The following is a 14,926-nucleotide window of genomic DNA, read 5'->3' on the forward strand; positions in this document are numbered from 1 at the left end:
TTTCGGTCCCCTCCTATTTGGCGTATAAATACATGAGTCTCGGTGCACCGGATTGAGAAATCGTTTCTTTAATGTTTAAGAAATCAGCTTCGCTTTTAAACATCTTATTTGCAGTCATCGAAAACAGCGACGCAAGTCCAGCTGATTCTTCATAGCTGACAACAGATGCGCCGGCAAGGTTTTTGTGGTCTTTTTTCATCGCTTTGACCGCATCTTCATAGTAGCCGAGTTCATCAATGAGATGATTCTGTTTCGCCTGGCGGCCGTCATAAACTCGTCCGTCAGCAATTTTTTTCACGTCATTTTCGGACATGCCGCGCCCTTCAGCTATGACATCGACAAACCCTTCGTACGCGTCATCGACCATCGACTGCATGATTTCTCTTTCTTTTTTCGTCATATCGCGCGTCGGTGACATGATATCTTTAAACTCACCGCTTTTAATCGTTTCCGTTTTTAATCCAAGCTTCTCTGCAAGCTTGCTGTAGTTGAGGCTTTCCATGATGACCCCGAGTGAACCCGTCAGCGTGTCCGGCGCTGCAAAGATTTTGTCGGCAGGCGTTGAAATATAATAGCCTCCAGACGCAGCCATCGAGCCCATCGATACGTAAATCGGTTTTTTCGTATCTTTTTTGATCTCTTCAAGCTTCTTATGTATTTCGGCGCTCTCGTACACTCCGCCTCCCGGAGAATTGACGCGCAGAACAATGCCCTTTACGGCAGAATCGTCTTTTGCTTTTTCAAGCATTTGCAAAAACGATCTGTGGTTATAGCCTTCAGAGCTGAACAGGCCTGAAGCGCCGCCATTGTCGGAAATCGTTCCGTTCACTTCAAGCACAGCGATTTTTCTTGAGCTGTTTCCTTGTTCAAGCACTGTTTCTTCCTGGGTGTCATTGAGACCAAACTGCATCTTTCCGTCATTCCCCACCGTGTCAAATACTGCTAGCAAAAGGCTTACCACCGCAGATAACGCAAAAACGCCCAGCGCGATGACAAGTGCGATCCATCTTTTCGCATTCATTTTGTCTGTTCTCCTCCTTTGAATAAAAAAGCTGCATGTCTTAGTACGTATATGAAGAGAAAAAGTTCATTATGATGCTGCTTCATATACAAGAAGTTTTTGGACATGGTAAACTAAGGGTCACAGGTCATTTTAACATAGATGTTAGATGGCAGAAAAATCTAAACTTAACAGACAAAGGGGAGAATGGATTGTGACAGACCGCCGAAACATTTATTTCTTTTACAAGAAAAGCGAAGAAACCGACGAGCAGTGCAAAAAACTGAAGCAGCTTGCCGAAGAACACGGATTTCGCGTCGTTCACCATCACAATGAAGCCAATATTATCGCAAGCATCGGCGGCGACGGGACATTTTTGCAGGCGGTTCGAAAGACGAATTTCAGAGATGACTGCCTGTACGTAGGCGTGGCAAAACAGGGGAAAGCTCATTTGTATGCGGATTTTAATATACATGATACCGATAAAATGATTGAAGCGACAAACTCTGAGCAAATCGAGGTCAGAAAATATCCTCTGATCGATGTAACCGTTGATGGGACAAGTTTTCAATGTCTGAATGAAGTATCCATCCGTTCAAGCATTATTAAAACATTTGTGATGGACGTCTATATTGATGATCTTCATTTTGAAACATTCCGGGGGGACGGAATGATCGTGTCCACTCCGACCGGAAGCACCGCTTATAACAAATCGGTTGAAGGGGCAATCGTTGATCCGCTGCTTCCATGCATACAGGTGACAGAGCTCGCTTCATTGAACAACAACACATACAGAACGCTCGGCTCGCCGTTTATTTTAAGCGCCGATCGAAAGCTGACATTAAAAATCGTCCAAGACGGGAACGACTATCCGATCATCGGCCTTGATAATGAAGCCTTCAGTACGATGCATGTGAAAGAAGTCGAAGTCAGCCTCTCCGGCAAGATGATCAAAACCATTAAATTAAAAGACAATTCATTCTGGGAAAAAGTAAGGCGCACATTTCTATAATTTTGAAAACCTTTTCATTAAAAAAGAGCAGGCCGATATCGTCCTGCTCTTTTTTGCGGGTGCTTATAACGAAATTTTCACTTCCGCATTCATGCCGGGCAGCACTTTGGCGGACGGATTTTGAATCGAAATCTTGACTTGAACTTTCTCGGTGACTTTCGTATAGTCTCCGCTTGTCTTCATTTCCGGAAGCATTGAAAATACCGAATTTGTCACATATCCGATCTCTTCGACCTTCCCTTCAAACGTTGCATCACGGTCCCCGTCGACTGTGATGTTCACTTTGTCGCCTTTTTCAATGTCGCGTAATTCCGTTTCTTTAATATGAGCCGTAATATAAAGGCTATCCATATCGGCAGTTTGGCCGATGACGTCCCCCGCATTTACGATTTTATGATTGACGGCTGTATTTTTGACGAGTGTTCCGTCAGAAATGGCTTTGACAACTACCGACTGCTGACCGTCGGATATTTTTCCGAGGTTGTCGCCGTCTGATATTTGGTCACCTTCTTTTACATCCCAGCCGCTTAATTTCCCGGAAGCAGGCGCAGTTATTTTTGTCATATTTGCGGAAACCTTTGCTTCATCTGTCGTGACATAATATTCATTTTGATAATAGTAATATCCGCATACAGCGATAAGCGCTAAACCCCATCATATTGATGATCACTAAACGTCCTTTACTCATGTTTATCTTATCTCCTTTTGTTGACTTGCTGAAGGATCGGGGAGATGAAGGCGCTTCTGAACGAGCGATCTTCCCTTTCCGGTCGCTGCCTTTCCAATTGAAGCCGCAAACATAATTACGCTTAGCCAGAGCAGTATCGTAAACAAATCGTGATATGCGCCGAGTGCTGAAGCTTTTCTGGCATTCGCAACAATCGTATAGGCCGCCATGTTTTTCGCATCACCAAGAGAAAGCCCGCTACTGACAAAATCACGAATCATTTTTGACAATTCCAGCTGAATTTCAGGATCAGCTTCACTGATATGTCCCCTTATCGTCTCGTAGTGCACAGCATTCTTCATAGAAGCAAACCAGCCGATCACCGGTGCAGCCCAGGCCCCGGCGAAATTGCGGATAAAATGAAGCGAAACCGAGCGTTTTGAAGCTTGATGAATATTTCCTGCAAGCGCCGTGCCCAGCGCTCCCGACACCAATACCATGCTGACGCCGCTACCCAGCAAAACAGCATGAAGATATAACGACTCCATCGAAACACCAGGTTGAACCGATCTCCATTCCATACCGACGATGATCATCTCCAAAGCGCCGATACAGCCGAGCAATCCGGCGCCAAAATGATCATATAAAAGCGTGCTGAGCACGGCAGTAGCTAAAATCCCTGCGAAAAAGCACATATAAAAGCGCGTCAGGCTTTCAAAAGAAGCATCTGCAATATTTTCCAAAAATCCGTTTATCCCGGCAAGAGAAACAATGAGTGCAATGTGTGAGGCAACGGCCATAACCGTCCCGGAAACAGCTTTTGCAGACCACAGCGAATGAAACGGCACAAGCGGATCCCGGGCGCGAAAGTCTGTGATGATAAACAACGCCAAGATGATGAATCCAGCCAAAAAGAACGGCCACACATAAAAAGAGTGAACACCCGTCTTCTGCAAATTGATAAGCGGCACCGCCAAAACAATCATGAGCAATGAGAGCATAAATACTCCCGTCTTATCAATCGCATGATGCTCCCGCTCTTCCGCTGTTTGTTTTGGCAAAGAAAAAAAGCCGATCACGAGGCAAAGGACAGGCGAACAAATATTTAATATAAACACCCAGCGCCATGCATCCGCGCTCAATGACAGGGAACCAAACACCGCCCCGATTGCTGAAGCGCCGAACAATCCGCTAATGACGAAAAACAAAAACAAATTGCGGACCTTGTTGGGAAACGAAATCAATTTGACAGGAAGAATCGTCAAGAATAACATCCCGGCGCTTAGTCCCTGTATCACCCTTCCGATAAGAAGCGAAAACAAACCTGTTGAAAGTGCGTCAATCAGTGAACCGCATAGAAATAAAGTAATGAGGGTCAGGTAGCTGTTCCGAATCCCGAATCTCCTTGAAAATATACGTCCAAGCGGAACACCGAGAGCAAAAGCAAGGTTTGTCAAAATAGACGGAATCCGCATATCGTCCGGTGACAAATGAAGTCCGTTTTGAATGACAGCTTGGCTCAGCGTATAGGAAAGATTGAGAAAATATTGCGGCCCAATGGCCAGTATCGTTAAAACCGAAATGATCAAATATTTCGGAATGCCCACTTTTTTAGAGCTTTGAATTGTCACATCGGATTGACTCAAAAATGCTCCTCCTTTCGATTTATATATTTCATATTACAAGTTGTATTATGCAAGTTAATTATACATCCTTCTTCCAATAAATCAACCGATTCAAAAGAAAAAGGCTGATGATCGTCTGACCAACAGCCTTTAGCCGCTTATTTGCTCCACTTTTTAAAATCCTGATTCAGTCTGATCAAATGAGTTTCCAACGTGTTCAGTTCTTCTTCTGTCCAGTCTTGAAGAACTTCCGTGTATACATGATAGCGGGCCTTTTGCACTTTTTTCAGAGCATCAATGCCCTCCGAAGTCATTTCCACAAGGCTGATCCGGCCGTTGTTGGGATCAGGAAAACGCCTGATGAGCTTTTTCCGTTCCAAAGCTGAAACCTGTCTGCTTGCTGTCGAAAGATTCAGCATTAAGGTTTCGGCCAGCGAGTTGATGGCAAGAGGACTTTGCTTATCAAGCTCGCTTAACAGCAGATATTCCGAGCGGTCCAGACTTCCAAACCGCGGACTGTAGGCCGTCGTCAGACGGACTAAAAGCGCGATTTCTTTCTCGATGTTTCGGAGTGAGTCATGCCCCAACGGATATTCCCCCCTCTTGTGTGGTTATTCAGCTTTCGTTTTAAGAGCGATTTCCCGTTGTCTTAGTTCAAAGCGCTTGATTTTCGCCGAAGGCGTTTTCGGCAGTTCATCGATGAATTCTATCTCCCGGGGGTATTTATAAGGGGCCGTCATGGCTTTCACATGGTTTTGCAATTCCTTTATCAGGTGTTCATTCCCACGGGATCGGTCCTTTAAGACAACGTATGCTTTCACGATCGATCCCCTGATTTCATCAGGGCTTGCCACAACTGCACATTCTTTGACCTCAGGATGCTTGATCAGCGCATCTTCAACTTCAAACGGGCCGATTGTATATCCTGAGCTGATGATCACATCGTCATTGCGGCTTTCAAACCAGAAATAGCCGTCTTCATCCTTTCGCGCCTTATCCCCTGTTATAAAGTAATCCCCTCTTCTTTGGCGGAGCGTTCGTTCTTGATCTTTGTAATATTCTTTAAAGAGAGCCGGCGTGCTTAAGTGGACGGCGATATCGCCCGTTTCGCCCGGCGGACAGCTCTTTCCATTCTCGTCTATAATATCAACCAGGTTTCCAGGCGTCGGTTTTCCCATGCTGCCAGGCTTGATTTTCATTCCTTTTAAGATCCCCACCAACAGCGTGCTTTCCGTTTGTCCGTATCCGTCCCGCACAGCAATATGAAAATGCTTTTTAAATGTATCAATGACTTCCCTGTTCAACGGCTCCCCGGCCGAAACAGCGCTGTGCAGAGAAGACAGATCAAAGCGGGACAAATCATTGACTTTCGCCATGAACCGATACTCTGTCGGCGTACAGCACAGCACATTGATTTGATGGCGCTCAATCAGCCGCAAATACGTTTCCGGCGTGAATTTTCCGTGATAGATAAAGCCGGCTGCACCGCTGCCGAGCACTGCTAAAAACGGGCTCCATACCCATTTTTGCCAGCCCGGCCCTGCTGTCGCCCAGACGAGATCCCCTTCTGAAATATCAAGCCATGCGGAAGCTGTCGTTCTTAAGTGAGCATAAGCCCAGCCGTGTGTATGTACAACTCCTTTTGGCTGACCGGTCGTACCGGATGTGTAAGATAAAAATGCGATGTCATCGCGTGATGTATCAGCCGCTTGAAAATCCGCTGCAACGGCCTGATTCATTTCTTCGAGCAGATTGATCCACCCTTCGCTGCTTTCTCCGACGGCAAACAACGACAGTTCATCTTTTGAATGAACATCTAAAAAAGCATCAAGAAAGGCTGAATATACGACGGCTCCTTTAACGCCGGCATGCTTGATCCTGTAATCCAAGTCTTTCGCCCGGAGCATTTCGGAACATGGGATGACCACCATTCCAGCTTTTAAAATGGCCATGTACACGGCATACGTCTCCGGTATCCGCGGCATCATCACCATAAGCTTGTCACCTTTTTTCAGTCCAGAACGGGTCAATATGCCGCCGATTTTGTAAGCCTTTTCAATCAATTCTTCATAGGTCCATGAAACTTGACGCCCTGATTCATCTTCCCAAATCAATGCGGTTTTATCGCGGGAAGATTTAAATTTTTCAATTTCATCAACCGCATTATACTTTTCCGGCGCAATCAAATCTTCTCTTCTCAACCCTTCCATCTCCTTGTCTTGTGCCATCTTTTTATTATACATAATCCTTTCATACAATTGTATTCCGAAATGCCTATTTTGCAGAACATAAAAAAGAGTGGGGATTAAACCCCACCCATTATCCATTGCTTTTTAATTTTAATTATTGTTGTGTTCCACCCATTTGCTGTTGAGCGAAAGAAACTAAACGCTTAGTGATTTCTCCTCCAACTGAACCGTTTGCACGAGAAGTAGTTTCTGCTCCAAGGTTAACGCCAAATTCAGAAGCGATTTCGAATTTCATTTGGTCGATAGCTTGAGCAGCACCAGGAACCAATAGTTGGTTAGAACTGCTTTGTCTGTTGTTTTGAGCCATGTGTTCTCACCTCCTTGTGAGTATAGATTGTGTAAAAACACATGACTTCATACAAAGAATGTTTGGTAATTGTATGCAAAAACAGACAAAGGCGTTTTAATGAATTCCTTTAGAAAAAGTCCGCAAATTGATCTTTCGTTTCCGCTTTGCTGCTCAAAACAATCGTTTCCGTATTTTCCACAGCTTCGTTGATGAGCGGTTCGAAATCTGTGTAGCTTTCAAAGTGTTCGATTTTTTCTTTTTTCGGACGCGTTTTCGGAGCAGAAGGCGTAAAGATCGTGCAGCAGTCTTCGTACGGACGTATGCTGATATCGTACGTATCGATTTCCTTCGCTTTTTCGATGATTTCCGTCTTATCCATGCCGATTAAAGGGCGCAAAACCGGCGTGTTCGTGACCGCGTTGATGGCATACATGCTTTCAAGTGTCTGGCTTGCCACCTGGCCGAGGCTTTCCCCTGTAAAGATGGCCAGCGCGTTATGACGTTCGCGCAGTTTATCGGCGATCTGCAGCATCAGTCTTCTCGTCGCCGTCATGGAATAGTTCTCGGGAATCTGCTTTTGAATGAGCTCTTGGGTTTTTGTAAACGGAACGATATGAAGCTTGATGTCTCCGCCAAAAGCCGTAAGTCGCTTAGTGAGATCGATCACTTTTTGCTTGGCCCGCTCGCTTGTATATGGCGGGCTGAAGAAGTGAACGGCTTCGATTTCCAGCCCGCGCTTCATGGCATAGAACCCGGCAACAGGGCTGTCGATTCCGCCGGATATCATAAGCATCGCTTTTCCTCCGCTTCCGACCGGCAGTCCGCCCGCACCTTTTTCATCCCGGAATGTCAAATACGTAGCATCTTCCCGAATTTCGATCCGCAAATGGATGTCCGGGGAGTGAACGTCAACGGTAAGATCATCGGTGTTGCGCAAAATGTGTCCGCCGATTTCGGCATTCATCTCATTTGTATTTAATTCAAACTGCTTATAAGCCCTTTTCGTCGATACTTTAAAGGTATCCCCGGGCTTGTATTGTTCTTGAACAGACGCGAGCGCTGTCTCTTTAATGCTTTCCAGATCTGTCCGGCACTTCACGGCAAGACTGAACGATTGGATGCCGAAAACGTGCTTCAGACGGGCCATTACAGCTTCCGCGTCTTCTCCGTTTAATACGAGAGTCATTCTGTCACGTGTTGATTCATAACGGACCTTGCGGAAATCGCGCAAGACCATTTTGATATTTCTTTTCAGGCGATCGACAAAAAGCTTTCTGTTCTTTCCTTTTGTTGAAATTTCGCCAAATCTGATTAAAATGTAGTCTTCATTCATTGTGCCTCTACCTCATAATTCCTTTTAGTTTGTGTAAACTTTCTTTTAAGGCCGTCATAAACGGGCCGACAATCTCCTGATTATCCCGGTACGTCATGCTGATTCTAATGCTGCTTGCGGCTGCATCTTCACCTTTTCCCATTGCTAAAAGCACCTTGCTCGGCTTATGCTGTTTTGAAGAGCATGCTGATGTCGTCGATACGAAAATATCCCGCTCTTCTAGCATATGCAAAAGGACCTCAGCCTTCAATCCCGGCACGGAAAAATTGATGATATGCGGCGCGCTGTTTTCTTCCGGCGTATTTAATATAACACCTTTTAGCTCTTTTAGCTCCTTGATAAAAGCCGATTTTGCCGCCTTTATTTCTTCTATATAATGGTTATAATCCTGTTTTGACATATTGATCGCTTTTGCAAGCGTAACGGCGCCGGCAGTATTTTCAGTTCCGGCACGCCTGTTGTTCTGCTGTTCTCCTCCGGAGATCAAAGGAAAAAGCGAGATCCGTTCGTTCAGAATGAGCGCCCCTGTTCCTTTTAAGCCGTGAAACTTGTGGCCTGATATCGTACAAAGGTCAATGTCTGCACCGGAGATGTCCAGCGGAACCTTGTTAATGCCCTGAACGTGATCAACGTGAAAGTATGCCCTTGTGTTTTCTTTTACGATTTTGCCGATGTCTTCCACAGGCTGGATGACGCCTGTTTCATTGTTGACGTGCATGATGCTCACCAGAATCGTGTCTTTGCGGAGCGCTTGTTTCAAGTCTTCAAGCGAAACAAATCCGCAGCCGTCGACAGGAAGATATGTAACCTCAAAGCCGAAGGCCGTCTTCAGCTGCTCCAAGGATTCCGTCACAGACGGGTGTTCAATGGAGGAAGCAATGATATGCTTTCCTCTTTGCGCATGTGCTAACGCAATGCCTTTAAGCGCAATGTTATTGGCTTCTGAAGCGCCGGACGTAAACACGATATCATGATTTTTTAGCGAAAGCGCCGTTTTGATCTGTTTCCGCGCTTCAGAAAGCAATTGATCCGCTTCAATACCGTGGCGGTGCAGCGACGACGGATTGCCGAAGAAGCGCTGATTTACTTGTTCATAAATTTGTAATAATTCAGGATATGGTTTTGTTGTTGAACTATTATCAAGATAAATCATGATCTACTCCTTTAAAAATGAACGTTCTTTTTCATGACTGTATATGTTATCATATCAACTTGTAATTGAAAATTAAAAATAAATGTTTGACTTCTCTGATTTTTAAAATATAATAGTCTTTGGACTTTTGTCATATTATATCACGAAAATAAATTGACAGAAAATTTAAACAAAACAACCAGGAGGGTCTTTTTAATGAAAACTTCACTATCCGCTAAGGAAACGACGGCGATTGGGCTAATGCTGTTCGCCCTCTTTTTCGGAGCGGGAAATATGATTTTTCCTCCCCAGCTTGGTCAAGCTGCCGGAGAGAATGTTTGGCCGGCTATTATCGGATTCCTGCTGACAGGCGTCGGCCTTCCGTTATTGGGCGTCATTGCGGTTGCTCTAAAAGGGAGTGCAAAAGGCCTAGCTGACAAAGCCCATCCGGTCTTCGGCACGATATTAATCGTCAGCATTTATTTAACGATCGGACCTTTGTTTGCTATTCCGAGGACAGGAAACGTTTCATACGTCATAGCGGTTGAGCCGTTTTTAGGAAAACATTCATCAAGTCTTTATCTGTTTATCTTTACCCTGATATTTTTTGGGATCACTTATTTCTTGGCTTTAAACCCAAGCAAACTTGTTGACCGTATCGGTAAAATTTTAACACCGATATTATTGACTGTAATCGCAATATTAGTCATCAAAGCGTTTATCACCCCGATGGGCAGCATCGGATCTGTGACAGAAGCCTATCAATCTGCACCTCTGTTTGTCGGATTTTTAGAAGGGTATAAAACGATGGATGCGATCGCTTCAATCGTTTTTGGAATTGTCGTCATTACGGCGATTAAAGACCGCGGCGTCACAAATCCAAAGTCAATTGCCGCTTCATGCATCAAAGCGGGGATCGTCGCTGCAGTCGGACTCGGACTCGTTTATGTTTCTCTCGCTTATTTAGGAGCGACAAGCGTTGAAACCGTCGGTTCGCTCGACAACGGCGGCGAAATATTGTCCAAAGCTTCCGCGTATTTGTTTGGCTCGCTTGGAAATGCCGTGCTCGGCATCGCGATCTTGTTCGCCTGTCTGACGACGAGCGTCGGACTCGTTTCTTCTTGCGGAGAGTATTTTTCAAAGCTGATTCCGAAGCTATCTTACAAAGCTGTTGTCATCATCGTGACGCTTTTCAGCCTAGTGATTGCCAATTTCGGACTGACGGAAATCATCTCGTTTTCCGTACCAATTCTGTCGGCGATTTATCCACTTGCGATCGTCGTCGTTTTGCTCTCATTCATTGACAAGCTGTTTGATGAACGGCGCGAGGTCTATATCGGCGCCCTTATCCCAACGGGAATTCTGAGCATCATCGACGGATTAAACGCGGCGAAAATCCCGCTCGGTCCGGTTAACGATATCTTAAAAGCGAACATCCCGCTGTTCAGCATGGGTGTAGGCTGGGTCGTTCCGGCTGTTATCGGCGCAGTGATCGGTTACATTGTGACATTTTTTATCGCTTCTCCGAAGGACAAATTAAAGAAAGTCAGCTGATCTTTGCAAAAACAGCCCTGTTCAGAAACAGGGCTGTTTTTTTCTTTTATTGCAGCTTTAGACAAAAAACCCGGCACGCATTTTCACGTGCCGGGTTTTTGCTTTATTCAGGCTGCTTCGCGTCCGCTTCAAGCCGAGCCACTGCTCCAGGCGACGCTTTTTCCACTGCTCTGGCGGCAATGTCGTAAGCCTCTTCATACTGATATGCGTAAAAGCAGTTTTCTGCTTCTTTCAGCTGTTCGGAAAGGATCCGGTCCTGGCTTCTGAAGCGGTTGCCATATTGAATGATGCGTTCGATCAACAAAACCATTTCAACCAGTTCATCCGTCTTTGTTTTCACTTCTGTGACAAGCTGTTCCGCCTCTTGAAGACGTTCGTTCACCGCATCCATGTTCAGCGGCAGCTCATTCAGCTGTTCTGTCACTTTCTGCACTGTCGTCTGTGACTGTCGGATCTTTTCGGTTATAGCCTCCGGAATGCCTGGAACATTGCTTTTCTCCAGGCTGCGCGCCGTATCTTTGATCGTCTGTTTCAATTGCTTGAGAAGTTCTCTTGCCTGAAGCTCTTCTTTTCTCAGCATTTGCAGCATGTCCCTGTATTCGTCATGCTCCCGTTGAGCGGCTTCCATCTGCTTTTCGATATCGGCAAGCTCATCTTTTAACAGCGAGTAGGCGACATGTTTCTGATCAAGCCTTTCTCTCACTTGTTCGAACTGCTTTTCGACCATTTCGAGGCGCTTTTCATATGACTGCTGCTTCTCCAGTTCGCCGGTGGTCAGTCTGTAGCCTTTCTTGACGAGCTCAGTTTCAGCTTCGGTATTCTTTTTGGAGGCTTCAAGCTTTTCCAATGCAGCGGCAAGCTCAGGCACTTTGCCCAAAATTTCCTGCCCCGCTTCGACTTCATGCTCCAGCTGGTTATACAGTGTCTGGATCGTTTCATCAATCATCTGCACGATGGCGGCAGCTTCTTCTAAATCAAGCTCGCCCAAAAGTGCATCTTCAGCGCGCTTCAATTCTTTCAAAAGGTTTTCGAGCTCCTTCTCCACTTGAATATGATCGAGCTTATACCCTTTATCGATCATTTCCTGATAGCCGGCTTTCAATTTGGCGAGTTCCTGCGGAACGGTCTGCTTGCAGCTTGCAAGCAGTTTCGGCACATCGTCTATGTATGATTGAAGCTCTTCAAGCAAACGGTCTTGGGCAAGCAGCACCTTTCTGGCTTCTATGTAATTTCCGCCTTCTGTTTCCTCTTCAAACTGTTTAATGCCTTCCCACACGGTATCGAGGTCGGCTTCAATTTTCGCATAGAGGTCTCCGTACAGGTGGCTGTATGCCAAGAGGTTTTTCCGCACTTTTGTATACCGTTCTTTTACCTCTTCGATTTCTTTGCGGTTCTGCTCTTCGCTTGAGACAAGATCGGCGATTTCCTTTAAGATGTCTTCAATGTTGGATTCAGCCGCTGATAAAAGATTCTCAATATGCGCGAGCACCTGTTTCGATTTTTGAAAACGGTATTTGTCGGCGCAATCCTCGGCTTCAAACAGAAGCTCTTCAACCTTGGGCATATGCGAGGTGACGATTTCATCCCATTCCCGGCGCCACCTTTCAAAGAATTCCTCAGTCTGCCCCGTCATTTTCAGATGCTTGATTTTTGACATCTCTTCCACGATCGAACGGTTCATGATTTCGATTTTCCAAGCTTCTAAACGGTCGATCTCTTTATATATATTTTTTCTGAATAAGTAGCCCGTAGCGAATAAGATTAAAAATAACGCCAGTAAGCCAATGACAAACTCCATAATGAGCCCCCTTGCTGTTTATCTGTTCTGTCAGGGTATGATATTTGAAATTGTTATGTAAAAATGAAGTTAAACTATCGTTTTCATTGTTCTTATGATACCATGTAACCAACATTTTTTGAGCAGAATTTTTAATTTTTTTACATCAAAGTGACAACATCTGACTATTTTTTTACGGGGTGACATCATGCTGAAACGAGACGGTCATGTTCATTCTCCCTTTTGTCCGCACGGATCAAAAGACGAATTCAGATATTATATAGAAGAATTATGCAAAAAAGGCTTCCGATCTGTATCCTTTACTGAGCATGCACCGCTTCCGCCTTCTTTCATTGATCCGACTCCGGAGAAAGACAGCGCCATGCCGATCTGCGAGCTGGACCGCTATATTGAACGGCTGACCGAACTGAAGGAAGAATACAAAGGACAGCTCGATATTTTGATCGGTCTTGAAGTTGATTATATCCGCGCCTTTGAACACGAAATCAAAGCTTTTCTTGATCAATACGGCACACATCTTGACGACAGCATTCTTTCCGTTCATTTTTTGCCGGCCGGATCTTCTTACATCTGTCTTGACTACGATGAAAAAGCGTTTCAGCAGCTGATCGACTGCTATGGCAGCATAGAACAGGTCTATCTCGCCTATTATGACGAAATCTATTCTTCCATTGTATCACCGCTGGGAGCATTTAAGCCAAAACGAATCGGCCACATCACGCTTGCGAAAAAATTTGTGAAGCTGTTTCCGTATACGATGTCAGAAAGCGTCAGAAATTCGGTCTCCTCCTGTCTGAATGAAGCCGCAAAACGCGGTCTCGAACTTGACTTTAATACAGCCGGCCTCCGCAAGCCATATGCTGGCGACATCTATATGGAAGAATGGATGATAAAAGAAGCGGAACAAAAAAACATCCCGCTTGTCTTTGGGTCTGACGCCCACCAAGCAGAGGATGCCGGATTTGGTTACGAACATTTTGAGAGCCGCTTTGCTAAATAACGGCGGCTTGCCGACGCTCTCTGTACAACAGACTGAGAAGCCATGTTTTGACTTCCTTGTAATACGCCTGATAAAAGTACGGCTCGTGTGGCTGTACATAAAGCACTTCTGAAATATATTGAGGCTGCAGATAAGGCATCATTAAAAGCGACTTCAGCTGAATCATAAAATGGGAAAGGGGAAAACGGGAAAATTCGTTGTCCTCTTTTCCCTTTTCAATGATCAGATGGAGAATGTACTTTTCTTTTGTTAAATATGTCGACATCACTTCACGATTCAGTGTGGAATCAATCGTGACTTCGCGATAGACAAACCGAGTTAATTGACGGTGCTCATGCTGATACGATAGAATATCAAAAACCAATTGAAGAAGGCAATCCGTTGCACCTGCATCCTGAAGGCGTTCATGACCCTTTTCAAGGATTCTTAAATAGCCTTCATAAAAACGGGATACTAAATGCTCCATTAAACCGCCTTTTCCATTAAAATAATAGGAGATGTGGGCGACATTGACATTGGCTGCTCGGGCAATTTCGCGGACGGAAGTTCCTGAAAAACCTTTTTGGTTGAACAGCTCCACGGCAGATTCGATGATCCTGTCCTTCGTGGTTGAAATAGCGTTTGATCCCATCTTGTTTCACCCCTTCTTACTTAAAACAATTCCACTTCAAGCGGAGTTGTTCCTGTAAAAAGTGCTCGACAAATAGCATCACGGCAAGCGCGTTTTTGCCATTTCAAAGAAAAAGCGAGGGAAATATAATGTTTCATGTCGAAAAAACAGAAGGCAGCAAAGAAAAAAAATACGAGCTTCTCCTCAAACAAATCGATGCGCTGACAGAAGGCGAACCTGATATGATCGCCAATACAGCAAACGCCTCTGCTCTTTTGTATCAATCATTGGAAGACGTCAACTGGGCAGGCTTTTATTTTGCCAAAGACGGTGAGCTTGTGCTGGGGCCGTTCCAGGGACTTCCTGCATGCGTAAGAATCCCGTTCGGGAAAGGCGTCTGCGGCACCGCTTATACAAAAGGCCGTGTCGAGCGCGTTGAGGATGTGCACGCATTCCCCGGGCACATTGCCTGTGATGCGGCATCCCAATCCGAAATCGTAGTTCCGCTTGAAGTTGACGGGAACATCATCGGAGTGCTCGATATCGACAGCCCGATTAAAAACCGCTTCGATGAAACAGATGAGTATTATTTGAGAAAGTTCACAGAGAAGCTTGGGGAGCGTTTAAGCGAAAAGAGCCGGTAAATCCGGCTCTTTT

Annotated in this window: 13 protein-coding genes and 1 pseudogene; 4 read left to right on the forward strand and 10 right to left on the reverse strand. The window is 45.2% G+C overall.

Annotation, left to right across the window (positions count from 1 at the left end):
* Positions 1-13: 13 nt before the first annotated feature.
* Positions 14-1,021, reverse strand: a complete 1,008-nt coding sequence (gene sppA / locus MKX80_RS15910; protein WP_154999339.1) for a signal peptide peptidase SppA — start codon at positions 1,019-1,021, stop codon at positions 14-16.
* A 193-nt stretch (positions 1,022-1,214) separates the two neighbouring features.
* Between sppA and MKX80_RS15915 the strand changes: the two genes are divergently transcribed.
* Complete coding sequence (locus tag MKX80_RS15915; protein WP_154999340.1) at positions 1,215-2,012, forward strand: NAD kinase; 798 nt, start codon at positions 1,215-1,217, stop codon at positions 2,010-2,012.
* Positions 2,013-2,075: 63 nt separating this feature from the next.
* Here the strand turns inward: MKX80_RS15915 and MKX80_RS15920 are convergent.
* The 7 genes and pseudogenes from MKX80_RS15920 to MKX80_RS15950 all read right to left on the reverse strand — a co-directional run bounded on the left by MKX80_RS15920 (position 2,076) and on the right by MKX80_RS15950 (position 9,328).
* Positions 2,076-2,700, reverse strand: a pseudogene (locus MKX80_RS15920) (HlyD family efflux transporter periplasmic adaptor subunit).
* A 2-nt stretch (positions 2,701-2,702) separates the two neighbouring features.
* Positions 2,703-4,325 carry an MFS transporter gene (locus MKX80_RS15925; protein WP_268342864.1) on the reverse strand — a complete coding sequence of 541 codons (1,623 nt, stop codon included), beginning with the start codon at positions 4,323-4,325 and terminating at the stop codon, positions 2,703-2,705.
* Positions 4,326-4,462: 137 nt separating this feature from the next.
* Positions 4,463-4,891, reverse strand: coding sequence for a MarR family transcriptional regulator (locus MKX80_RS15930; protein ID WP_154999343.1), 429 nt, complete (start codon positions 4,889-4,891; stop codon positions 4,463-4,465).
* 24 nt (positions 4,892-4,915) lie between these two features.
* Entirely contained in the window at positions 4,916-6,514 is a 1,599-nt protein-coding gene (locus MKX80_RS15935; RefSeq protein WP_268342544.1) for an acyl--CoA ligase, read from the reverse strand.
* A 133-nt stretch (positions 6,515-6,647) separates the two neighbouring features.
* Positions 6,648-6,860 (reverse strand): alpha/beta-type small acid-soluble spore protein, encoded by a 213-nt coding sequence (locus MKX80_RS15940; RefSeq protein ID WP_003184396.1) that lies wholly within the window; start codon positions 6,858-6,860, stop codon positions 6,648-6,650.
* Between the two features lie 109 nt (positions 6,861-6,969).
* Entirely contained in the window at positions 6,970-8,175 is a 1,206-nt protein-coding gene (gene thiI / locus MKX80_RS15945; RefSeq protein WP_182070224.1) for a tRNA uracil 4-sulfurtransferase ThiI, read from the reverse strand.
* Between the two features lie 7 nt (positions 8,176-8,182).
* A complete protein-coding gene (locus MKX80_RS15950) occupies positions 8,183-9,328 on the reverse strand; it encodes a cysteine desulfurase family protein (protein ID WP_154998649.1) in 1,146 nt (381 codons plus the stop codon).
* 195 nt (positions 9,329-9,523) lie between these two features.
* Here MKX80_RS15950 and brnQ point away from each other — a divergent pair, with 195 nt between their 5' ends.
* A complete protein-coding gene (gene brnQ, locus MKX80_RS15955; RefSeq protein WP_182070223.1) occupies positions 9,524-10,861 on the forward strand; it encodes a branched-chain amino acid transport system II carrier protein in 1,338 nt (445 codons plus the stop codon).
* Positions 10,862-10,964: 103 nt separating this feature from the next.
* On the opposite strand, the gene ezrA is transcribed toward brnQ, so the two are convergent.
* The gene (ezrA, locus tag MKX80_RS15960) at positions 10,965-12,659 is read right to left on the reverse strand and encodes a septation ring formation regulator EzrA (RefSeq protein WP_182070222.1); all 1,695 of its coding nucleotides are present in this window, start codon (positions 12,657-12,659) and stop codon (positions 10,965-10,967) included.
* A 187-nt stretch (positions 12,660-12,846) separates the two neighbouring features.
* Here ezrA and hisJ point away from each other — a divergent pair, with 187 nt between their 5' ends.
* Positions 12,847-13,659: a histidinol-phosphatase HisJ gene (hisJ, locus tag MKX80_RS15965; protein WP_154998643.1), complete on the forward strand. Its 813-nt coding sequence runs from the start codon at positions 12,847-12,849 to the stop codon at positions 13,657-13,659.
* Here the strand turns inward: hisJ and refZ are convergent.
* Entirely contained in the window at positions 13,652-14,290 is a 639-nt protein-coding gene (gene refZ / locus MKX80_RS15970; RefSeq protein ID WP_043928645.1) for a forespore capture DNA-binding protein RefZ, read from the reverse strand. The two genes, hisJ and refZ, sit on opposite strands and share 8 nt — an antisense overlap.
* 128 nt (positions 14,291-14,418) lie before the next feature.
* Here refZ and MKX80_RS15975 point away from each other — a divergent pair, with 128 nt between their 5' ends.
* Entirely contained in the window at positions 14,419-14,913 is a 495-nt protein-coding gene (locus MKX80_RS15975) for a GAF domain-containing protein (RefSeq protein WP_182070221.1), read from the forward strand.
* Positions 14,914-14,926: the final 13 nt, after the last annotated feature.

The organism is Bacillus sp. FSL K6-0972 (assembly GCF_037976035.1).
Classification (GTDB): domain Bacteria; phylum Bacillota; class Bacilli; order Bacillales; family Bacillaceae; genus Bacillus; species Bacillus haynesii.